Consider the following 20,620-nt stretch of genomic DNA (forward strand, 5'->3'; position numbering starts at 1 on the left):
TCCGTCGCTCGGCTCGAACGAGAGGGTGTGCGGATGCCATGGTCGCGGCGGCGATTCCTCGGCGCGGCGGGAGCTGGGGCCGGGGGGATCGTGGTCGGCGGTGCGCTGGCGGGTGCCGCGCACGCGGAGGCGGCTGGGCCTGAGATCGTCGTGCCCGGTGATGCGGAATACGCGCGGCTCACGATGCGCGGATACAACCGCAGATTCGTCGCCGCGCCACGCAAGATCTTCGTGCCGGTCGACGCGGCGCAGGTGCGCGACGCGGTACAGCAGGCGGTCGCCGAAGGGCTGCGGATCGCGGTGCGCTCGGGCGGGCACTGCTTCGACGGCCTGGTCGACAATCCGGAAACCCAGGCGCTCATCGATCTGAGCCGGCTCGACGCCGTGACGTTCGACGAGCGGCACCATGCTTATTCCGTCGGCGCCGGTGTGGAACTCGGCACGATGTACGAGCGGTTGGCGCGCGGCTGGGAGGTGACCGTGCCGGCCGGGATCTGCCTCGGCGTCGGCGCGGGCGGGTTTCTGTGCGGCGGCGGGTATGGTCCGCTGTCGCGGCGGCTCGGGCTCACCGCCGATCACCTGTACGGCATCGAGGTGGTGACGGTCGACGCGTCCGGCACGGCGTCGGTGCGGACCGCCACCGCGGACGGTCCGCACCCGGATCTGTGGTGGGCGCACACCGGCGGCGGGGGCGGCAATTTCGGTGTGGTGACGCGGTTTCTGCTGCGCTCACCCGATGCGGATCCGGCTCGGCCGCTGCCCCGGCCGCCCGCGAGCATGCTGCACGCCCGGCTGGTGCTACCGATCACGAGCGAGGGGTCGTTCGTGCGGTTCGTCGGCAACTATCTGGACTTCTTCGCGCGAAACAGCGCGCCGGACAGTCCTTTCACGGGTCTCTACGCGCCGTTGCACGTCAAACCCGGTGGTGCGTGCGACATTCTGGTGCTGCTCGACGGTGCACCCGACGACGCCGCGGCGCGCTACGACGAGTTCGTCGCGGCCGTCGGGGACGGGGTGTGGCCGCCGCCGCTCGTTCCACCACTCGAAGGAAAGTCGTACTTGGACACGGTATCTCAGGTGTACTACGCCAAAGGTCCGTTGCCGCCGCGCGTGAAAGTGAAAGCGGCGTACCTGCGTCGGCCGTACACCTCCGAGCAAGTTCGGACGCTGTACCGGTACCTGACCGACCTGCGCTTCCTGGGCGAATCCCAGCTGGAATTCCTGCCTTTCGGCGGCGCGATCAACGCCAGACCCGCCACGGCCACCGCCATGCCGGTGCGTGACTCGTTCATGAAGATGCTCATCCACGCGGCCTGGCGCAACGCGGCCGACGATGCCGCCTACCTGCGCTGGGCCCGCGAAATGTACCGCGACGTCTACGCCGCGACCGGCGGCGTCCCCGTACCCGGCGAAACCGACGGCGGCGCCTACATCAACTACCCGGACCCGGACCTGTGCGACCCCCACTGGAACACCTCCGGCACCCCCTGGCACACCCTCTACTACCGCGACAACTACCCCCGCCTCCAACGCGCCAAAGCACAGTGGGACCCGCACAACATCTTCCACCACCCCTTGGCCATCGAGCCGTAGGCTTCAGCTCGGTCTGCCGAGCCCGATCCTGATGGCGCGTTCGACGGGGGAGTACGCGCCGTCGGCACGGTCGACTTCCAGCGGTACCGCGGGCGCCAGTGCGGGTTGTGCCAGGAAGCGCGGCGTCGTGCCACGATGCGCCTGGGCCGCGTGGATCAAGAACGGATGGCACAGATAGACATCGCCGGCGCTGCCGGTGGCATAGGCGAGCGGGAGGTCGGCAGTGGCCGCCAGGACGCCGGTCTCCTCGATCCGCGTGGCGTCGATACCCGCTTCGCCGTCGGGCAGGTAACTGCCCTCGAAGTGCCAGTAGTCGTCGGCCGGCGGGTCGGCATGGGGGAATCGGATCGGTATGCTGCCGAGCCCGGATCCGCGGACCCAGCGGCCGGGGCCGACCAACTGGTCGAAAGCTTGCTCCAGCAAAGGCATTCGGACCGCCCTGCGAAACGGCTCGGTAGTGTGCTCAGGCACCCGTACCAGCGGCTCGGTCCAGGTTGCCGGGTCTGCGGGATCGCAACCCGTGTCGGGCCAGATGACCTTCCGGCACTGCCGGGCGAGTTCCGGCGACAACGCCGACGGTATGCGGAGGAATCCGTCCTGGATGAACGCGGTGATCTGGGCTGGGTCGAGCACGGCGGCCGCCTCAGCGAGGCGGGCGGAGTAGGCGCATCGCGGCCTGGACTATGGGTTGGGGGACGCGGTCTTTGAGGTTCAGGGCTGCTGCTGCGGCTTTGGTTCTGGTGGCGGTGCCGCGGCCGAAGACCTTGCTGAGGGGTCCGCCGGAGGGGGCGAGGTCGACGTGCAGCGGCGGCCGACCCTCGGCCGCGCCGAGTGCGTGCGAGATCACGATCCGCTGGATCTCGCTGGTGCCCTCGAAGATGGTGTACAGCTTGGCATCTCGGTACCACTTCTCCACCGGGTGATCGGTGATGTAGCCCCAGCCGCCGAGGGTCTGGATCGCGCGTTCGGTGGCGCGCACCGCGACCTCGCTGGCCGCCAGCTTCGACATCGATCCTTCGCCGCGTTCGAACGGCACCCCGTTGGCCGCCATCCAGGAGGCACGCCAGGTCAGCAGCCGCGCGGCGTCGAGCTGGGTGGCCAGATCGGCGATCGGGAAGGCGATGCCCTGGTTGTCGATGATCGGCGCGCCGAACGCTTCCCGTTCTTTCGCGTACCCGGTCATGTATTCCAAAGCCGCCCTGGCGATCCCCAGCGCCTGCGCCGCCACCATCGGGCGGGTCTGCTCGAACGTCCCCAGCGTGACCGAGCCGGAACGCCCGTTGCCGCGGGCCGCGGCCCGGCGCGCGGCCAACGTGTGTTCGAGCTTGTCCAGGCCGCCGAGCAGATGGTCCCCGGGGATCCGCACCCGATCGAATTTCAGCTCCGCCGTGTGCGAGGCCCGGCAACCGAGTTTGTCGAGCTTGCGGACCAGCTCCAAACCCGTTGTGCCGCCGGGGATCACGAACAGCGCCTGGCCGCGATGCCCGAGTTCCTCGTCCACCACCGCGTTGACCACGTGCACGTCGGCGATGCCGCCGTTGCCGATCCACATCTTGTGGCCGTCGATGATCCAGTCGTCGCCGTCGCGGGTCGCCCGGGTGCGCAGATTACGGACGTCGCTGCCGCCCTCCGGTTCCGAGATCGCGAGCGCCGCCAGCTTCAGATCGCCGGGCGTTCCGAAACACTCGGGGGCCCACCGCAACATCTGCTCGGGCGTGGCGGCCTTGCCGATCGCCGACAGGGCCAGCGCGGGCATCACCACCGCGAGCCCGATCCCGGCGCAACCCCAGAACACCTCCTCCATGAACATGGGGAGGGACAGCCCCGTGGGGTCGCCGATCAGGTCGCGGTAGAACAGCGGGCTGTAGAACCCGCGTTCGGCGGCCTCTTCGAGTACCGGCCACGGAAACTCTTGGGCTTTGTCATAGTGCGCGGCCACCGGCCTGATGCAGTCCCGCGCGAATTCGTGTGCACGTTTGGCCAGGTCGTGCTGGGCGGCCGTGGGCGTCAGGTCGAAGGTCACGAGTGGGTGATACCCAGCCGACGCCCGTCGACTCGCGCGGACACGACCCCGGCGCGCTATCCTGCCGTCTTGAGCTGCCCGGTGTACGCGTCGACCTGGACCTCGTAGTCCTCGTCGGTGTCGCCGGGGGCCTGGATGTCGAATTCGTACTGGGCCGCGTTGTCCTTGCCCTCGATCTTCCACTTCTCGACCCGGCCGGACCGGGCCTTCGTCGCGGTGGCCATCGCGTGGTTCAGCGGCACGGCGGCGTCGAGGTTGATCGCCTCGCGCGTGCGCTCGGTGCGCTGCTCGTCCGCGTCGAGGTTCTCCCGATGTTCGGTCACGACCGTGCCTGCGTCGGCGGTCAGCTGCACGGTGTATTTCTCGGTGTCGGAGGTCAGTTTCACCTTGTACACGTAGGTGTCGCGGGTGTTGACGCCCTCGGGTTCCAGCTCCAGGCCGGTCAACGTGCCGTCGAACTTCTTGCGGGCCGCCTCCAGGGCGTTCTGCGCGCTGATCGGGAACTTGTGGGTCGCGAGGTCCACTCGCGCGGTATCGGTGCCCGCGGGCGCCGAGCTGCTCACGGCCGGTACGGCAGTCGTCGTACCGGTGGCGGCCGGCGACCCGTCGTCGTCGCAGGCCACGGTCGCCACGGCCACGGCGGCCGCGAACGGGATGATCAGTACTGCTTTCATTTCGCTATTCCTCCTGCTCGAACAAGTCAACATCGGAATGCGCCGAGAATCGGTGGCGGTGGCGCCACGACAGCACTCGATTGCCCGGCATTCGCGGTGGTAAACCCGCGGGCGGCGGATCCCGCACCAGCCGGTCGGCTGGTCGAAACACCCGGTCGGCGGGTGTGGGGGCGGGCGCGCGCGCCCTACTGTGGGAACCAGTGATCGGCCGGGACCCTGCATATCAGGGCGGCGAAACCAGCTATCCCCCCTCGGGTTTCGCCGTGCGCGGCACGGCCGTTCACTTCCGTCCGCCGGCCTCGGATGCCACAGCGCTCCCTCGGTGGCGACGCACCGGGCCGACCGATACCGGTCGAGGCCGGCGGACGCCCTCGGCGGACACCGAAAGTGAGTTGTCATGGCATATCGCAGGTTCTGCCTGCTCGCCGGCGTCGCGGCGGTGGCACTGTCCGGCTGTTCGGCGCCCACCGCGGAGCGGCTCGTCGCGGAGATCCGGGCCGACAGCAATCGGGACGGGGTCGTCGACGACAAGGATGCCGGTGCCGAGATGAACGGCGCGATAATCCTGCCGAATATCGGCGATGTCGCGCGGCGTTGCCCGTCGAGCACGAGTCAGCTCCCCGATGCGGAGCTGGCGGCCTGTCACGACGCCGCCGACGAGGTGGCCCGCGCACCGGAATATCTGGCGCCACTGGTGACGCTGCCGATCGGCGACCCGGCGGACGCGACGGGACAGGTGGCGGCAGTAGGCGCCGGGGCGGACAAGATCCGGATATTCGTCAAACGACAGGACACGTGGGTACCGCTGCGACCCGACACGAACCTGACCGAGATCGAGCTGCGAAATGGGGCGACCCTCGGTGTAGACGCCCGAGACGTGGTGCGTGACAAGACGATCTGGGATGGCACGGTCACGGTGCGGTTCACCGTTCGACGGGGCGCTCGCACAGAGACCGACGATGTCGTGCTCCGCGTCGCGCCCGTCGTCCTGCACAACCACACCCAGCCCGCACAGTCGGTGCTGGTGCCCGAGAGCGGCGACGATCGATCGCACGAGCAGTTCGTGAGCGAATTCGGCGCGGCCGCAAAGGCTTCGGGGATCGACGCGCCACTGGTCCGAATGCGCACCACCGATACCTGGGGTCAGGACTTCGTGGAGATCGGCTACGTGTCGATGCCCGGACCCGGCGGCAAGAACGTCTCGCTGCGCATCGCGATCCGCTCGCCGCAGCCAGAGCGCGAGGGCGGCCGCGCCGTGTTCGACCTCAAAGGCCCCGGCGTGGGCGCGATTCAGCTCGGCGGCTTCGACAACCGGCTGGTGGACGCGTTCGGAAACGTGGAAACGATACCGCCGCATATCCACAACGGGCGCGAGTTTCCCACCGGCCGGGTGATCATCGGCACCGGCAACGCGGACGATCCTGCCGTGCGCAGCGGGGAACTGGAGAAATTCTTTGCCGCGCAGCAGGTTCAGACGCCGGTGCTGCTGGACGCCGGATGGCTGGTGGTCGGCCACGTCGACGAGTTCGTCCAGTTCCTGCCGGCGACCGGCGGTCGCGGTTGGCGGCCCGCCGTCTCCGACCCCCGGCGCGGGCTGGAGATCCTGCGCGAACTGCAGCGCGGCGGGCACGGCGGCGAACGGGCACTGTCGCGGCCGGATGTCTCCGAGCGCACCATCGACGAGGTGCTCGCGGACGAAAAGTTCGTCGCCCGAAACGAAGTCGCCGCCCGCAAGATCGACGAGAACGTCGAGCGCCTGGTCCGTGAGGTCGGCTTCCGGCCGGAAGAGTTCGTCCGGATCCCTGGGCTCTACGAATCCGGTGGTATTCCGGAAGCGCCCGAGGGTCTGGTTGCCTTCTACCCGGGCGCCATCAACGGCGTGCTGATGAACGCCTCGAACTACGTCGCTCCCCGCCAGTGGGGCCCGATCGTCGACGGTCGCGATGTCTTCGAAGCCGCGGTCACCGAGGCATACCGATCGGTGGGCCTGACGGTGCGTTACGTGGACGACTGGGAGTCCCTCCACCTGGGTGGCGGCGAAATCCATTGCGGATCAAACGTTCTACGACAAATCGAGCAGCGGTGGACCGCACCGTAGCGAAGGAGAAAGCGATGTCGGTCGAGCTGCCGAGCAATTGGGGCCGGTGGGGCGCGGACGACGAACTCGGCACGCTGAACCTGATCACCGACGAGGTGCGGGCACGAGCCGCCTGCGAGGTGCGCACCGGCCGCGCGGTCTCGCTCGCGGTGCCGATCCACGCCGAGCCGGTGGTCAGCGGGCCGTTCGCGCCGTTGACGGCCGAAGTGTCGCCGGTGCGGCTCATCATGGCCTACACCGGATCTCCGGCGTTCGCGCACGCCGACGTCATGCTGGTCACCAACCATCACACCAAGTCCACCCACCTGGACGCGCTGTCCCACATCGCGGTGGACGGGCAGGTGTATCCGGGCCGGCCCGCGCACGAGAGCGTCACCATGGCCGGTGTCCGGCACGGCTCGACCACCGCCTTCGCCGCCGGGATCGTGACCAGGGGAGTGCTGCTCGATCTCGCGATCGACGGCCCGGTGCCGGCGGACCGCGGAATCACCGCACAGGATCTCGAAGCCACCGAGCAGCGCGACGGCGTCCGGCTCGAATCCGGGGACGCGCTGGTCGTGCGGTTCGGCTGGGTGGCGCAGCGCTATCGGGGTGATCCGATGCCGGGTCTGACCATCGACGCGGTGCGCTGGCTGCACGAACGCGGTGTTTCGCTGTACGCCGGTGACCTCGCCGACGCCTACCCGGCCTTGCCCGGCGGACCGCCCGCCATGCACGGAGTGGCTTTGCCGCGGCTGGGGCTGCCGTTGATCGATGCGGTCGACGCCGACGAGCTCGCCACGGTCTGTGCCGAACTCGGTCGCTACAGTTTCTTGCTCTCGGTCGCGCCGCCGCGCATCCACGGTATGACGGGAGTGCCGGTCAACCCCGTCGCGATCTTCTGACGAGTGGTCAACCGCCCTGCCGCCGGACCATCTCGGTGATCCAGATCGGGGCGAACGGCGACGTGCAGTTCGGCGGTGTCGGGTAGTCCTCGAGCACCTTCAGGCGTTCGCCGATGTCGATCGCCCGGGCGCGGTGCGCGGCGTGCTCGATGCCGATCTGGGCCAGGCAATGGTTCATCGCCCACTGCAGGCGCTCGGGCGCGTCCTGCATGTCCGCCTCGATCACGTCCAGCAGTCCCGAAAGGTCCAGGCCGTCAGGCTTTTTCGCGACGCGTTCGGTGGTCAGCGCCCAGCCCGCGCTCGCCACCACCGGGTCCGGGTCGGCGAGCCAGGACCGGCGTAGTTCTTCGGCGTGCGGGTTCTTCTTCACCACATAGTTCACCAGCCAGTCGTGCACCTTGGGGGTGCGCGCCGCGCGCAGCATGCGGTCCAGCTCGTCGCGCTCGAACGCTTTGGGACGGCAGATCAAGGTCGCCAGCAGCCGGGCGGTGGTGTCCCCGGTGGTCCACAGCTCGCGGGCGAGCTCCTGTTGCGTCTTCAGCCGCTTCGCCACCGCGCGCAACTGACTGAGATTCACCCCGTGCTCGTCGCCGTGTTTCTCGTTGACGGCCCGGATCTTCGGATCTTCCAGGCCGGCCAACTCGGCCAGCACGTCGGCCACCGCTGTCTCGCCCACCTAGGCCTCCCGTTCGTCCAGGGGATCAGTGCGTCGTCCGCGCCCGGCGTAGCGGACGGAGATACCCATGATCTCGCACGGGCCGCCCGCGGTGCCGATGGCGTGCGGGATCATCGTGGGGAAGTCGGTCGGCGAGGCCATGTAGGGGTCGCTGCTGACCGCGGGCCACGGCGACCGGAAACCAATCCTTTCATCCAGAATTAACCTGGTGGAGGTGTGATTCAACTTCGGGTGTGCAATGGGGTCTGCGGAAATGTCCAATTAGTCGCAAGCGTCCGGCATATCCGAATGAGCTGAAACATTGCTGAAAAATGGTTTCGAATGCGTTTCCGCAGGGCAAACGGGTGACGGGCATCACGCTGCTGGGCCGTCGGATCGTGCTATATCCTCATCGAGCGGTACCAAGAATTGCATTTCACGCGTGATCATCTCTGAATCTGCCACCCTCCTCGGCCCGGCGAAGTTGTCCGAGGATGATCGATAGATGAGGGCGAAATGGAATATACCTGCCTGTCCGATTTTCCCATCCGATCGGGAAATCTCACCCTGTGGCGTACGGAGGCGGAAACCGCCGAGGCCTGGGAATTGGATAATCGGCCGCTGACGAGTCAGCACGAGAAGTATTGCGGGGAATTCGATTCGCTCGACGAACGGCCCGGGCGCGGCAAGTGGATCGGGACGATATTCGAGATGGACGCGCCGTTGGATCGGCGGGCGGTACGCGATCTCATCTGGGTCTGGCACGCCAGGCACGAGGGCCTGCGCACCACGGCGCGGGTGGCGGCGCCCGGTGCCCGCCCGGCGCGGTTCACCTGTTCGGCGTTGGGGGTCAAGGTCATTCGTGAAGTGGTCGACACGGTCTCCGACGGCGAGGAGCTCGGCCCGTACCTGTCGGCCGAGTTCGAACGGCGGCTGTCCCCGGCGGCCTGGCCGCACTGCCTGGTCGCGACCGTCGAGCACCGCGACACCGACGATTTCACGGTGCTGGTCGCCGCCGACCACTCGGTCATGGACGCCTACGGGCAGGCGCTGATCATCAACGAGTTCCGCGCGCTGTACCGGGCGCTGCTCGACGGTTCGCGCATCGAAGCCCTGACCACGTGCGCGAGTTCTGCGGATTACGCCGTGCTGGAGCGTCAGGCCGCGGCAACGGTCACCGCGGACTGCCCGGCGACGCTGGCGTGGCGGAATTTCTTCGATTCCAGCGACGGAAAGTTTCCGAGTTTCCCGCCCTTGCCGGCGACGGTGCACGACACGGCCCGGGAAACCGAGCAGCACAGCTTTTCTCGCTGGTTGCTCGACAATCCCGAATCGGATCTGATCGAGGCGGCGGCGACCGCCCGCGGCTACCGGCTCACCGCCGTGATATTCGCGGCGTTGGCCTATGCGTCGTATCGCGTGTCGGGCACCAGCGAATTCCGGACGATCATGCCGGTGGCCACCCGGCCGAGCGCGCAGTGGGCGGAGTCGATGGGTTGGTTCGTCAACATCGTGCCGCTCTCGATCACGGTGGGCCCGGACCGGAGTTTCGACTCCGCGCTGCACGATGCCGCGGCTTCGCTGAAGGCGGTCCGGCCGCTGATCCTGGTGCCCGCGGGGCCGGTCTGTGAACTGCTGGAGATCGCGGACACGCCACGCTTCGGTGTGTCGTTCGTCGACATGCGGCGGGTGCCCGGTGTCGACACGATCGGCAGTCTGCGCCACCGCCTGCTGCGGGCCGAGTCGTATTCGCCGGACGAGGTCTACTTCTGGGTCGGGCGCACCGTGGACGGATTGAACATCTCGACGCGTTTCCCGGCCTCGTTCCCGCTCAGCGAGATGGACCGGTTCATCGGCGAATTCGTCGGCAGTTTGCGCGAATTCGCCGGCGGTGCGGTCCCGGCGCTCGAGGTGATCGACGCCGCGGTCGGCTGCGGGGCCGCGTGATCCGCATCGGCGGCGTGGATTTCGCGCTGCGGCCGACGCGCCGCCCGATCATCGTGGCGCCCACCGCCGCGACCGCCAGAGCCGCGAAATCCGCGCCGGCCTCCGCGGTGCCGCCCTCGTTCTTGCAGCAGGACCACTTGGACGGTGTGCTGGGCGGCGTGTCCGACGGCGTGTATCTGGGCATGGTCACGCGGATCTCCGGTGCGCTGGATCTGGCGGCGCTCACGGTGGTGATCACCGATTTCGTGCGGGCGCACGACGGTCTGCGCACCTGGTTCGAGCCGACCGCGCTGGGCTGTGTCCGCCATATCCTCGCGCCGGAAGAGGTGCGGTTCGGGACGCGGGAACTGGCCGGGGCCGAAGGTGACTGGGCCGTAGCGCTGACCGACTACTTCGACGCCGTGTCCTCGCCGCTGCAGTGGCCGAGCGCGGCCTTCGCCGTCCTGCCGGGCGAGGACGGGTTCGAGGTGGTCTTCGCTGTCGATCACGCCTTCAGCGACGGCATGTCGCAGGCCTTGGCGGCGCTCGAACTCACCGAGCGTTATCGGGCCAGGACGGCGGGGCGAGCCGCGGCCTGGCCCGGTCCGGGCGGGTCGAGTGCCGACTACGCGACCGACGAACGGGCCCGTGCCTCGGACGCGCTCGCGGCGGATCTGTATCCGTTCTGGCAGGACGCGCTGGCAGAGAACGACTTTCGGCTGCCGGTGTCGCCGATCGAACGCGGCGGTCCCGCGCCGAAACGGCATCGCCGCCGGGTCGAAGGCTCGGTACTGCTCGACGCCGAACTGGTCCAGGCGTTCGATCAGGCGCTCGCGCGCACCGGCGCGAGCGTCGCCGCGGCCATGTTCAGCGTGCTGGCGCTGGCCGATTTCGAAACCACGGGCAGCGAGTTCTACTGGTCGCTGAACGTGCTGTCCACCCGTTTCGGTGCGCGCTTCCGCACCGCGCAGGGCTGGTTCTGCAACTTCGTCCCGGTCTCGTTCGAGCTGCCGCCGGTGCCGAGCTTCGCCGCGACGCTGCCGATCGCGCGGGACGCGCTCGAGCGCGGCAGGCAGATGTCGCGGTTGCCCGCACACGGTGCGATCGCGCAGTTGTTCGCCCGCGGGTACGGCGCCGACCTGGTCACCCGGGAGCCGAGTTTCGTCACCCTGCTCGATCTGCGCACCGTGGACGAGGCGCTGGGCGCGGAGGCCGACACCCGCATCCTGACCGCCGACGGCACCACTTCGACGGTGTCGATCTGGTTGGGGCGCAACAACACCGAATACTTCGTCTGCATCGGAGCGCCGGACCTGCCGGAAACCTGGGAACAGGCCGGGGATTACGTGCAGCGGCTACGCCGGATCCTGGTCTCGATCGCGGAGACCGGGGATTACCGCAGCGCGTGTCCGCTCGCCGCGATATCCGGCATCTGGCAGTGACGCGGGCACATCGATCGGAAGGAGCACCGCGATGGTCGGAGTGATCGTGCCGCACCGCATGGCGGATCTGGACTGTGCGAGCGCGCGCACGCAGGTTCGCTCGGACACCGTGTCGATCCACGCGATCTGGCTGTTCGACACCGCAGTCAGCGATGCGACGCTCGACCGGTTCCACCGGCTCTTGCAGCGCGGCGTGCTCGGCCGGGTGGCCGCGACCCCGTTCATCGGCACCGCGGGCGACCGCTGGGTGCGCGCGCACGCGTTCGCGCCGGTGCAGCGTTATGCGGGCGCGCTGCCCAGAGAGCACGTGACCGACTGGATCGCCGAGCAGGCGCGCGGCGAGCTGGACACCTACGGCGGCCCGGCTTGGCGGCTCTCCGTGACCGCCCTGGACGACGGCGGATCCGCTGTGTCCCTGTTGGTTTCGCACACCCTGACCGACGGGCTGGCACTGATCCGGGCGCTCGAGGAAGCCGCCGCGTCCTCGCCGCGGGCGTGGTCGTTCGAATCGGACCGGGTCGGCCGGTTCCGGCTCTTCGTCTCCGACCTGTTCGCCGCGGTACGCCGCCTGGTGGCCCTGGCGCCCGCCGTGCCGACGGTCGCGCGGTTCATCCGGGAGTCCCGGCAGCAGCCGCACCACGGCTCGGTGGCACCCCCGCCGGTGCCGCTGACCGCAACGCCGCCAACCGATTTCACCTTGCCGTTCGTGCTCGCGGTGGTGCCCGCCGAGCAGTGGCGCAAACAGGCCGAGGCGCGCGGCGGCAACGACGCGTCGCTGGCGGTCGCGGTGATGGCAGAGCTGGCGACACGGGTCGGTCGCACCGACGCGCAGGGTCGTGCCCGGATCGCGATGCCGGTCAGCATCCGGCAGCCGCAGCACGACACCCGGGGCAACGCGCTCGGCGCCATCGATCTCGTCGTCGACCGGACCGGCGCGAGCGACGACCTCACCGAGATCCGGGCCGAGGTCAAACGAAAGCTGCAACGCCGCGAGGCGGATGGGCGAGCCTACGACGCGCTCCTGAAACTGGCCCTGGTACTGCCGCCTTCGGTGTTCCGGAAGCTGGCGCGGGACCTGACGAAGGATCAGGTCACCACCGGCTGTTCGTACGTCACCTGCCCGGATCCGTCGGTGCGCACGGTGGCCGGCGTTCCCGCGAGCATCTTCAGCCTCGGGCTGATCACCCAGCGGCTCGAGGCGCTCGACGAGGTCCACCGGTGCGGCGGCTACCTGTTCGGCGGCTTCGTCGCGTCGAACGACGCCATCTGCCTGCGGATCCAAGGGCTGCATCCGCCGCACCCACTCGACCGGCAGCAGCTCTCGGCTGCGGTCGGATCGGTTTTGGACGGCTACGGGCTCGCCCCGGTCTTCCTGTAACGGGCTCTGTCCCAGAACACGAGGTGAGTCGATGAAAGCACTGCTGGCCTTCGGCGGCAGCCGGGGTGACGCGCAGCCCGGTATCGCGTTGGCGCGCGAGCTGATCGGGCGCGGACACGACGTGCGGCTCACCGTGTCGCCGAACCTGGTCCGGCTCGCGGCCGAGAGTGGAGTGCCCGCAACACCTTTCGGCTTGGACACCGACGAGTTGCTGCGCGCCCAGTTCGAGAACGCCGGGGCGGGTGGGCCGATCGCCCGCGTGCGCGCGTTGCGAGCGGTGAACCGGCAGGGCTTCGCCGAGATGGCCGCGGACCTGCTCGCGGCCGCGGCCGGAGTGGACCTGATCGTCGGTGCGATGGCGAACGAGGAGGTGGCGCGCGGTGTGGCCGCGCGCGCCGGAGTCCCGTTCGCGGCGGTGCACTACTTCCCGATCCGGCCCAACCGAGCGGTTCCCGTGGTGCCGAACGGATTCGGCGCGAAGCTGCCCGGTGCGCTGAATCGACGCTGCTGGTCGGCGTTGGGCGCGGCGCGGGCATGGGCGATCGCGCCGGATATCGAGCAGCTGTACGGCGCGACGCCGCGGGCATCGGCGCTGCCGGACATCGCGATTCAGGCCTACGACGATCGGCTGTTTCCCGGGTTGCGCGACGAGTGGGGCCCGGACCGGCCGTTCACCGGCTTCTTCACCCAGCCACCCGGCGATGCGGCCGAGGAAGATCCGCAGCTGACGAATTGGCTTGCGGCCGGGCCTGCGCCGGTTTACGTGGGGTTCGGTTCGATGCCGGTTCCGGATATCGACGCGACGATCGAACAGGTGCGGGTCGCGTGCCGCGAGGCCGGCCGGCGGCTGCTGTTCGTTTCGGGCGCCACCGCCGCCGCGAGCGAGTATTCCGCGGAGTACGCCCTGCTCCGCAGCGTCGACCATGCGACGGTGCTGCCGCGCTGCGCGGCCGTGGTGCACCACGGCGGGGCGGGCACCACCGCGGCGGCACTGCGGGCGGGCGTGCCCGCGGTGGTGTGCTCGTTCATGGCCGATCAGCCGTACTGGGGCCAGCGGGTGCAGGCGCTGGGTCTCGGTGTAGCACTGCCGTTTTCGCGCCTGTCCGCCGCGAAGCTGGCGGCCGCGCTGGATCAGGTGACGGGTCCCGGCGTCACGGCGCGCGCCGCCCGGTTCGCCACCGGATTTCGCGGAGCGGGTGTGCATGTGGCGGCCGACCTGATCGAGGCGCTACCCGTCCGATCGTCCGACATCGCGAACGCAGGGGGACTCCGATGACCGCGGCCACCGATATCGCGATCGAAACGCAGGGGCTCGGCAAGTCTTTCGGCGGCGTGCGCGCGGTCGACGCGATCGACCTGCGGGTGCCCAGCGGCACGGTGTTCGCGCTGCTCGGACCCAACGGCGCGGGGAAGACGACCATCGTGCGGATGCTGGCGACCCAGCTGCGGCCCGATCGGGGCAGCGCCCGCATCTTCGGCTACGACGTGGCCGCCGACGCGACCGCGGTGCGGTCCATGATCGGGCTCACCGGGCAGTACGCCTCGGTGGACGAAAGCCTCTCCGCCACAGAGAATCTTCAGATCTTCGGCCGGTTGCTCGGCCTGTCCCGGCGGGCGGCGAACGCGCGGGCCACGGAACTGATCGAGCAGTTCCAGCTGACGGCGGCGCAGAACCGGCCCGCGCGCACCCTGTCCGGCGGCACCCGGCGCAGGCTGGATCTGGCTGCCTCCCTGATCATTCCGCCGCCGCTGCTGTTTCTCGACGAGCCGACCACCGGCCTCGACCCGCACACCAGGATGCGGATGTGGGACACCATCCGCGCGCTGGTCGCCGAGGGCGTGACGGTGCTGCTCACCACGCAATACCTCGAGGAAGCCGACATGCTGTCGGACCGGATCGCCGTCATCGACAACGGCACCGTGGTCGCCGAGGGCAGTGCCGACGATCTGAAGGCGGCCGTCGGCGAGGACGTGCTCCGGCTCGACCTGCTCGACCAGGCGGGCGTGCAGACCGCGGTCCTGATCGCGGAACGCCTGGCGGGGAACGCGGTACGGATCAGCCCGGAGGGCGCGACGATCTCGGTGCCGCTGCGCGATGTCGACACCGCGACCGTGGTGCTGACCGAGTTGCGCCGTGCGGGTGTCGGTTTGCGCGGCTTCGGGGTCGACCGGCCGGAACTCAACGAAGTGTTCCTCACGCTGACCAACCGGGCGCAAGCACCGCACGGAGCGCCGGTCTGATGGCGCGGGTACTGGAACCTCAGGAATCGAGGATGCGATGGCGGTAGTGACGGCAGGCGCGGCGGCCGACCAGGCGCGCGAGAAACCGGTGATCGATCGACGGCCACGGGTCCGCCGCCTCAGCACCCGAGCGGCGGTGTACCAGTCGCTGATCATGGCATTGCGCGGTCTGCTGATCTTCCGGCGCAGCCCGCAACTGCTCTTCGACGCGGCGCTGCTGCCCATTCTCGGGCCGGTGTTGTTCGGCAACATCTTCGGCATCGCGGTGGCGGGCAGCTTGCAGGCGTATCTGCCGACCCTCATCCCCGGCGTGCTGGTGCAGATCGTGCTCACCTCCTCGGTCGCGACCGGCGTCCAGCTGTGTGAGGACATGAGTTCCGGTGTGCACGAGCGGTTTTCCGCGATGCCGTTGGCGCGGCTGGCGCCGATCATCGGCGCGCTGCTGGCCGGGATCGTCCGCTACGGCATGGCCGCGGTCATTGTGGTGCTCGTCGGGACGGTGATGGGTTACCGGCCCGAGCACCCCCTCGGATGTGCGGTGGCGGTGCTGCTCGTCGTGCTGGTGACCGTGGCGCTCAGCTGGATCTTCGCCTACGTGGGCGTGACCGTCGCCAGACCGACCGCGGTGCAAGGTATTTCGACGCTGATCCTGCTCGGGCTCACCTTGGTCTCCAACGCGCTGGTGCCGACGGCGGCGATGCCGGAGTGGTTGCGTCGCGTCTCGTCGGTGAACCCGGTCTCGCGGCTGGTGTCGGCGGTGCGCACGCTGGCCGACACCGGCCGGTTCGGCGCCGACGCGTGGTGGTCGTTGATCGGGGCACTGATCGTGGTGGTGGTGCTCGCGCCGCTGACCTACAAAGCGCTGCGTCCACGTTGATCGCGGAAGGAATACCGATGCCCGCACCGATGAATCGCCTCACCCCGGACGACGACCTGTTTCGCCGAGTAGACCGGCTTTTCGGTTCCGTCATCGTCAACCAGTTCGCGCTGCTGTTCGATCGACCCGTGGATCGTGCGGTGGTGCAGGCCTTCCACGCTCACCTCGCCGCCGGATTCCTCGCGCGGCGGGTGGTCACCTCCCGCATTCCGCTGGCCAGACCCTGGTGGGAGCCGGCCCACGCGTCGATTCCGCTTGTCTGGCAGCAAGATCCGGTGGGCGACGGCGCGCTGGTCGATTGGCTGGCGGACCAGGCGGAGGTCGAGTTCGATCCGGCGACCGGCCGGCTCTGGCGGCTCTCGATCGCGCCGTACGGCACCGGACACGTACTGTCCCTGGTGATCTCGCATATCGCCGCGGACGGCAGCGGCGCGGTCGGCGCGATCGGGGACGCGCTCGCGCGGGTCGCGGCCGAACTGCCGGTGAGCCGGGCGGACAGCTCGGGCGCATTGGTCGGCGACGCACCCGAAAGCGGTGTGTGGCGGCGCCATCTTGCCGACGCGGCAGGTCAGTTGCGGGCCATCGGCACCGGAATCGTGCGCGCGCTCCGGGCGCGCGGGATCACCGAGCCGCCTCGCCCGCCCCGGCCGGACGACCTCGTGGTGCCGCTGGGAGAGCGCTACCACCCGGCCGAGGTGATTGTGAATATTCCGCTGGCGCAATGGGAGAACGCTGCCGCCGCGCACGGCGGCACCGCCAATGGGTTGATGCTCGGCGCGGCCCTCGGGGTGCTCGGGCGCAGCGGCCGGATCCGCGACGGCGACCTGGCGCGCATCGAGATCCCGCGGTCGCTGCGCGTGCCGGACGATCCGCGCGGCAACGCGACGACCGGCATACCGATCAGTGTGCCCTATCGCAAGGGCGAACTCGCCGATCTGGGCGCGATCCGGTCCGCGACCAAGGCCGCGATCACCGCGTACGACGATCCTGATCGGGTTCCGCCGCTGCAGCACCTGCAACCGTTGCAGATGGTGATCCCGGACGCGGTGGCACGCAAACTCGCGCGCACTTCCAAAGCGCCGCTGTGCCTGTGCACCAACCTGGGTGGCGCGGCGGGACCGCTACTGCACCTGGGCGCGCACCGGGCGCGCGCGGTGTTGTTGCGACCCATGCTGAAGGAAGCCGAGACCGAGCTGTACCGGCGCACCGAGGCCGGGCTGAACATGTCCTGGTGCAGCGACGGCGAACAGGTGTTCCTCGCGGTCACCGCGGCCGACCCCGACCACTTTCCCACCCGGGAAGTGTTGCGCGGCTTCGTCGAAGAGGAATTCGCCGCCTGGGGTCTGCGCCCCGCCTTCTGGTAGGTCAGCCGCAGGTCGAGCCCTGCGCCGGGCGGTTCGCGAAGCGGTCGGCCAGCCAGGGCTGCCACTGGTCGCCGCCGGATTCGAAGCCGTTGTGGTCGCCGGGCAGCACCACGTCGCGCAACGGAATTCCCTTGTGGCACATGTTCGCCGCCGCGGCATCGGACCAGGCCGTCTCGACGAGGACGTCCCGGTTCGCGCGCAGCAGCAGCGTGGGCACCGTGCTCTGCGATTGCGGCAGCTCGGTGCGGTTCTGGAAGTCGGTGACGACGGCGCGCGCGGCGGCATCGGTGAACCGGGCCTGATCCGGGGTGAGCGTGGCGGCCACGCCGCTGTCGAGCACGTCGCCGGTGCAGCGGGCGGCCAAAGCCGGTGCGGCGGCCAGCAACTGGCCGTGCAGGATCTGGTCGAAGCCGAAATCCGGTCGTTGCGCGCGAATCCCGGACACGACATAGGGCAGGACCAGGTACTGGTCCGTGCTCAAGGTTCCGGCATCGATGTTCGACGCGATCGACAGCCGCAGCGCGGGTGAGATCAGTACGTTGGCGACGAGCTTCAGCTCCGGCGCGTAGCGCGGAGCCGACTCCGCGGCCGCCTCGGTCGCCCGGCCGCCCTGCGAAACCCCCAGCAGGGCAACCCGATCCGAGAGCGGCAGCTTCAGGTGACCTGCCGCACGGATCGCGTCGAGCACGTTGTAACCCGAACTCGCGGAGTCGAGATACGGTGCAGCGCCAGGGCCGTCGAGGCCCTGGAAGTTGGTCATGGCGACCGCGTACCCCGCACGCAGCAACTCCGCGACGGTGGTGGCCGCGCCGAACAGGTTCGGCGAACCGGTGGGGGCGCACCGCGCCGTGACACCCGCCGTGCCGTGGCCGAAGCCGACCAGCGGCCAGCCGCCCTGCGGTGCCTGTCCCGCGGGCAGGAAGACCGCGCCGGACACCTCGATCGGCTGTCCCGAGGCCGCCGTCGAGAGGTAGCGCAGATATGTCGCGGTACCGGCTGCGGCGAGCGCATCGCCGACCACCAGCGGCCGGGTCTCGATCACCTGCCCGGGTCGGCGCGGCGCAGGCTCGCTCTTTTCGCTCCCGCAGCCCGCGACCAGCATCAGCGCCGCCAGCATCAGCGCGGCGATCGATCGCACACATCGAACGGTCATCCGGGCCCCTCGGGGGATTGCCGTCCGGGCCGGGACAACTCCGTCCCGGCTGCCGATCCGGCAGCTGCCTACAGGTCAGAAGATCACTGACCTATCCGCAGGCTACCCGCTGTGCTCGGGTTCGGTCGGCCGACCCGCGCCCCTGCATCGCTGGATCGGAGTGAATTACGGGCGCGAGCCGGGGTGCCGGGTTTGCGGCCACTGCTGCTGGGGGACGGGGTCGTGGCGGCGACGGCGTTCGGCGCGGCTCTGCGGATCCATGGCCCGCGCGGTCGCGGCGAGCAGCAGCAGCACGATGATCGCCGCGCCCGCGGTGGTTGCCCACAAAAGCATTGTCGTTCCCTCGAATTCTCGGCTGTCCAACGATGCGGTCCCGGTCCCCGCACTCCGGTAGCCAACTGGCGCAGATGTTTTCACGGCCCGCCCGGGTGCGCGAGCCGACTGCCCACAAAGTGGGAAACCTTTGGCGCCGGCACAACCCGGCCGCGCCGATGCTGGTGGTGGTCACAAAAGGACTTGCCCGCACTGACACACTCGGTGGCATGGCTTCTGTGCACCGCGAACTCGGCAACCGGCACTGGGTGTTGCGACGTCGACCCGTAGATGTGGTGCGCGACAGCGACTTCGAGCTGTTGCACGCACCCGTGCCGGAAATCGGCCCGGCCGAAGCGCTGGTGCGGGTGCATTGGCTCGGCATCGATCCGACCCAGCGGGGCTGGCTCAACGACGGCGACAACTACATCGATCCGGTGCCGCTCGACACAGTGATGCGCGGCAGCGGCGTCGGCGAGATCGTCGCGTCGAACCATCCGGACTATCCGGTCGGGGCGTGGGTCGCGGGCATGGTCGGGTGGCAGGACTACGCCGTGGCTTCGGGGCAGGGACTGTTCGGATTGAACATCGTGCCCGGCGGTGTCGACCCCAAGCTGATGTTGAGCCTGTTCGGGGTCACCGGATTGACCGCGTACTTCGGCATGGTCGACATCGGCCGGGCGGGGGCGGGCGACACGGTGGTGGTCAGCGCCGCGGCGGGGGCCACCGGATCGGTCGCGGGGCAGATCGCGAAGGCCTTGGGCTGCACGGTGATCGGGATCGCGGGCGGCCCACAGAAGTGTTCCTGGCTCACCGAGAGTGCCGGTTTCGACGTCGCCATCGACTACAAGCACGAGAACGTGCGGAAACGTTTGGCCGACACCGCTTCCGCGGGCATCGACGTGTTCTTCGACAGTGTCGGCGGCAGCATTTTGGACGATGGGCTGGCCACTCTCGCGATGCAGGCCCGGGTGGTGCTGTGCGGCGGCATCGCCTCGGGCTACACCGCCGACGGGGAGGCGTACGCGTTGCGCAACTACCCGGAGTTGATGATGAAGCGCGCGCGGATGGAAGGTTTCATCGTGCTGGACTACGTGGACCGCTTCGCCGAGGCCTTCGGCGCACTGTCCAGGTGGCATGCGGCGGGAAAGATCATGGTGGCCGAGCACATCGTCGACGGTCTCGAATCGGCGCCCGCGGCGCTGCGTGGTCTGTTCGAAGGGAGCAACATCGGCAAGCAACTCGTCCGGGTCGAATCGGCCTGAACCCGGCCCTGCATGATGGGCGCATGCTTCCTACCGACGACCTGGCTCAGGTAGACCGTCGACCCGCCGTGGTCGACACTCCGCTCGGCACCGTCGAGTTCTCCGTCCGGATCGGGTCGGAAGCATTGCCCGCGGAATCGAATGCGCTGTGGCGCTTGCCCAATGGCACGCATCTACACCGGTGGCAACAGGCGGCCGCGACGATCGATCTGCTGCTCGGCAGTGTCGACGTCGTGCCGTGGGACGGTGGCGCGCCGATTCCGGTGTGGGCGGGCATCTGGCAGGTGCAGGCGCACGCGAAAGTGCCTGGGCTGGTGGTCGTGGCCGAACTCACCGACCTGCCCGCCGACGCGTACGGCGGCCCGGACTCCGGCGAATGTCTCGCGGCGGTGAGTGTCGAGAACGAGCATTTCATGGTGTCGATCGGCGGCCCCGACACCGAGTTGCTCGCCATGCAGGCGAAGGACGGCCGGCTGTTTCCCTACCGGTGGGCGCGCCTGCTGCCGAAAGACGACAGCAGCGCCGACTACGGCGTGCGGTACGCGGACCCGGCCCGCGTGGCCTGGCACCTCCCCGACCTCACCCCCGCCGAAGCGGCCCGCCTGTGCGTCGCCACCGCATGGTGCCCCCGCGACGACGACCGCCCCGCCGCCTGGTTCGCCGTCGACATGCCCCTCGACACCGCCTACCTCCACCTGATCACCGACCCGGCCTGACACCGTGCAGGCCGGCCGT

Annotated in this window: 19 protein-coding genes; 12 read left to right on the forward strand and 7 right to left on the reverse strand. The window is 69.3% G+C overall.

From position 1 onward, the window contains the following. Window positions 1-33: 33 nt before the first annotated feature. Window positions 34-1,593 (forward strand): FAD-binding oxidoreductase, encoded by a 1,560-nt coding sequence (locus tag O3I_RS15530; protein WP_041562635.1) that lies wholly within the window; start codon window positions 34-36, stop codon window positions 1,591-1,593. A gap of 3 nt (window positions 1,594-1,596) precedes the next feature. Here the strand turns inward: O3I_RS15530 and O3I_RS15535 are convergent, their stop codons facing one another. The 3 genes from O3I_RS15535 to O3I_RS45535 are packed head-to-tail and all read right to left on the reverse strand — an operon-like array spanning window position 1,597 to window position 4,290. Further along, the gene (locus O3I_RS15535; RefSeq protein ID WP_014983883.1) at window positions 1,597-2,226 is read right to left on the reverse strand and encodes a hypothetical protein; all 630 of its coding nucleotides are present in this window, start codon (window positions 2,224-2,226) and stop codon (window positions 1,597-1,599) included. Window positions 2,227-2,236: 10 nt separating this feature from the next. Continuing rightward, complete coding sequence (locus O3I_RS15540; RefSeq protein ID WP_014983884.1) at window positions 2,237-3,616, reverse strand: acyl-CoA dehydrogenase family protein; 1,380 nt, start codon at window positions 3,614-3,616, stop codon at window positions 2,237-2,239. A gap of 56 nt (window positions 3,617-3,672) precedes the next feature. Continuing rightward, window positions 3,673-4,290, reverse strand: a complete 618-nt coding sequence (locus O3I_RS45535) for a PepSY domain-containing protein (RefSeq protein WP_014983885.1) — start codon at window positions 4,288-4,290, stop codon at window positions 3,673-3,675. A gap of 397 nt (window positions 4,291-4,687) precedes the next feature. On the opposite strand from O3I_RS45535, the gene O3I_RS15550 reads away from it, so the two are divergent. Both O3I_RS15550 and O3I_RS15555 read left to right on the forward strand, forming a co-directional pair. Further along, window positions 4,688-6,388 (forward strand): protein-arginine deiminase family protein, encoded by a 1,701-nt coding sequence (locus tag O3I_RS15550; RefSeq protein ID WP_014983886.1) that lies wholly within the window; start codon window positions 4,688-4,690, stop codon window positions 6,386-6,388. A 14-nt stretch (window positions 6,389-6,402) separates the two neighbouring features. After that, window positions 6,403-7,272: a cyclase family protein gene (locus O3I_RS15555; RefSeq protein ID WP_041563858.1), complete on the forward strand. Its 870-nt coding sequence runs from the start codon at window positions 6,403-6,405 to the stop codon at window positions 7,270-7,272. 7 nt (window positions 7,273-7,279) lie between these two features. Here the strand turns inward: O3I_RS15555 and O3I_RS15560 are convergent, their stop codons facing one another. Then, on the reverse strand, window positions 7,280-7,948 hold the full coding sequence (locus O3I_RS15560; RefSeq protein ID WP_014983888.1) for a DNA alkylation repair protein: 669 nt from the start codon (window positions 7,946-7,948) through the stop codon (window positions 7,280-7,282). Continuing rightward, a complete protein-coding gene (locus tag O3I_RS44490) occupies window positions 7,949-8,089 on the reverse strand; it encodes a hypothetical protein (RefSeq protein ID WP_014983889.1) in 141 nt (46 codons plus the stop codon). A gap of 354 nt (window positions 8,090-8,443) precedes the next feature. Between O3I_RS44490 and O3I_RS15565 the strand changes: the two genes are divergently transcribed. The 7 genes from O3I_RS15565 to O3I_RS15595 are packed head-to-tail and all read left to right on the forward strand — an operon-like array spanning window position 8,444 to window position 17,155. After that, window positions 8,444-9,874 carry a condensation domain-containing protein gene (locus O3I_RS15565; protein ID WP_014983890.1) on the forward strand — a complete coding sequence of 477 codons (1,431 nt, stop codon included), beginning with the start codon at window positions 8,444-8,446 and terminating at the stop codon, window positions 9,872-9,874. Next, window positions 9,871-11,295 (forward strand): condensation domain-containing protein, encoded by a 1,425-nt coding sequence (locus O3I_RS15570; RefSeq protein ID WP_014983891.1) that lies wholly within the window; start codon window positions 9,871-9,873, stop codon window positions 11,293-11,295. Before O3I_RS15565 ends, O3I_RS15570 begins: the two co-directional genes overlap by 4 nt. 31 nt (window positions 11,296-11,326) lie before the next feature. Next, window positions 11,327-12,673 (forward strand): hypothetical protein, encoded by a 1,347-nt coding sequence (locus tag O3I_RS15575; protein WP_014983892.1) that lies wholly within the window; start codon window positions 11,327-11,329, stop codon window positions 12,671-12,673. Window positions 12,674-12,704: 31 nt separating this feature from the next. Continuing rightward, complete coding sequence (locus O3I_RS15580) at window positions 12,705-13,949, forward strand: glycosyltransferase (protein ID WP_014983893.1); 1,245 nt, start codon at window positions 12,705-12,707, stop codon at window positions 13,947-13,949. Further along, window positions 13,946-14,914 carry a daunorubicin resistance protein DrrA family ABC transporter ATP-binding protein gene (locus O3I_RS15585; RefSeq protein ID WP_014983894.1) on the forward strand — a complete coding sequence of 323 codons (969 nt, stop codon included), beginning with the start codon at window positions 13,946-13,948 and terminating at the stop codon, window positions 14,912-14,914. The genes O3I_RS15580 and O3I_RS15585 overlap by 4 nt, the downstream gene beginning before the upstream one ends. 37 nt (window positions 14,915-14,951) lie before the next feature. Continuing rightward, window positions 14,952-15,791, forward strand: a complete 840-nt coding sequence (locus O3I_RS15590; RefSeq protein WP_014983895.1) for an ABC transporter permease — start codon at window positions 14,952-14,954, stop codon at window positions 15,789-15,791. A gap of 17 nt (window positions 15,792-15,808) precedes the next feature. Then, window positions 15,809-17,155 (forward strand): hypothetical protein, encoded by a 1,347-nt coding sequence (locus O3I_RS15595; RefSeq protein ID WP_014983896.1) that lies wholly within the window; start codon window positions 15,809-15,811, stop codon window positions 17,153-17,155. 1 nt (window position 17,156) lies between these two features. On the opposite strand, the gene O3I_RS15600 is transcribed toward O3I_RS15595, so the two are convergent. Together O3I_RS15600 and O3I_RS45540 are read right to left on the reverse strand one after the other, a co-directional pair. After that, window positions 17,157-18,308, reverse strand: a complete 1,152-nt coding sequence (locus tag O3I_RS15600) for a lipase family protein (protein WP_063632251.1) — start codon at window positions 18,306-18,308, stop codon at window positions 17,157-17,159. 165 nt (window positions 18,309-18,473) lie between these two features. Continuing rightward, entirely contained in the window at window positions 18,474-18,641 is a 168-nt protein-coding gene (locus O3I_RS45540; RefSeq protein ID WP_167829142.1) for a hypothetical protein, read from the reverse strand. Window positions 18,642-18,850: 209 nt separating this feature from the next. Between O3I_RS45540 and O3I_RS15605 the strand changes: the two genes are divergently transcribed. Both O3I_RS15605 and O3I_RS15610 read left to right on the forward strand, forming a co-directional pair. Further along, window positions 18,851-19,885, forward strand: a complete 1,035-nt coding sequence (locus O3I_RS15605) for an NADP-dependent oxidoreductase (protein WP_014983898.1) — start codon at window positions 18,851-18,853, stop codon at window positions 19,883-19,885. Window positions 19,886-19,908: 23 nt separating this feature from the next. Next, the gene (locus O3I_RS15610) at window positions 19,909-20,601 is read left to right on the forward strand and encodes a hypothetical protein (protein ID WP_141692319.1); all 693 of its coding nucleotides are present in this window, start codon (window positions 19,909-19,911) and stop codon (window positions 20,599-20,601) included. Window positions 20,602-20,620 lie beyond the last annotated feature (19 nt).

It is taken from the genome of Nocardia brasiliensis ATCC 700358, from assembly GCF_000250675.2.
In the GTDB taxonomy this organism is placed as follows: domain Bacteria; phylum Actinomycetota; class Actinomycetes; order Mycobacteriales; family Mycobacteriaceae; genus Nocardia; species Nocardia brasiliensis_B.

Coding starts and splice junctions, on each gene's coding strand:
- O3I_RS15530 (WP_041562635.1), top strand. CDS start 34: ATGCCATGGTCGCGGCGGCGATTCCTCGGCGCGGCGGGAGCTGGGGCC.
- O3I_RS45535 (WP_014983885.1), bottom strand. CDS start 4,290: ATGAAAGCAGTACTGATCATCCCGTTCGCGGCCGCCGTGGCCGTGGCG.
- O3I_RS15550 (WP_014983886.1), top strand. CDS start 4,688: ATGGCATATCGCAGGTTCTGCCTGCTCGCCGGCGTCGCGGCGGTGGCA.
- O3I_RS15555 (WP_041563858.1), top strand. CDS start 6,403: ATGTCGGTCGAGCTGCCGAGCAATTGGGGCCGGTGGGGCGCGGACGAC.
- O3I_RS44490 (WP_014983889.1), bottom strand. CDS start 8,089: ATGGCCTCGCCGACCGACTTCCCCACGATGATCCCGCACGCCATCGGC.
- O3I_RS15565 (WP_014983890.1), top strand. CDS start 8,444: ATGGAATATACCTGCCTGTCCGATTTTCCCATCCGATCGGGAAATCTC.
- O3I_RS15575 (WP_014983892.1), top strand. CDS start 11,327: ATGGTCGGAGTGATCGTGCCGCACCGCATGGCGGATCTGGACTGTGCG.
- O3I_RS15580 (WP_014983893.1), top strand. CDS start 12,705: ATGAAAGCACTGCTGGCCTTCGGCGGCAGCCGGGGTGACGCGCAGCCC.
- O3I_RS15585 (WP_014983894.1), top strand. CDS start 13,946: ATGACCGCGGCCACCGATATCGCGATCGAAACGCAGGGGCTCGGCAAG.
- O3I_RS15590 (WP_014983895.1), top strand. CDS start 14,952: ATGGCGGTAGTGACGGCAGGCGCGGCGGCCGACCAGGCGCGCGAGAAA.
- O3I_RS15595 (WP_014983896.1), top strand. CDS start 15,809: ATGCCCGCACCGATGAATCGCCTCACCCCGGACGACGACCTGTTTCGC.
- O3I_RS15600 (WP_063632251.1), bottom strand. CDS start 18,308: ATGACCGTTCGATGTGTGCGATCGATCGCCGCGCTGATGCTGGCGGCG.
- O3I_RS45540 (WP_167829142.1), bottom strand. CDS start 18,641: ATGCTTTTGTGGGCAACCACCGCGGGCGCGGCGATCATCGTGCTGCTG.
- O3I_RS15605 (WP_014983898.1), top strand. CDS start 18,851: ATGGCTTCTGTGCACCGCGAACTCGGCAACCGGCACTGGGTGTTGCGA.
- O3I_RS15610 (WP_141692319.1), top strand. CDS start 19,909: ATGCTTCCTACCGACGACCTGGCTCAGGTAGACCGTCGACCCGCCGTG.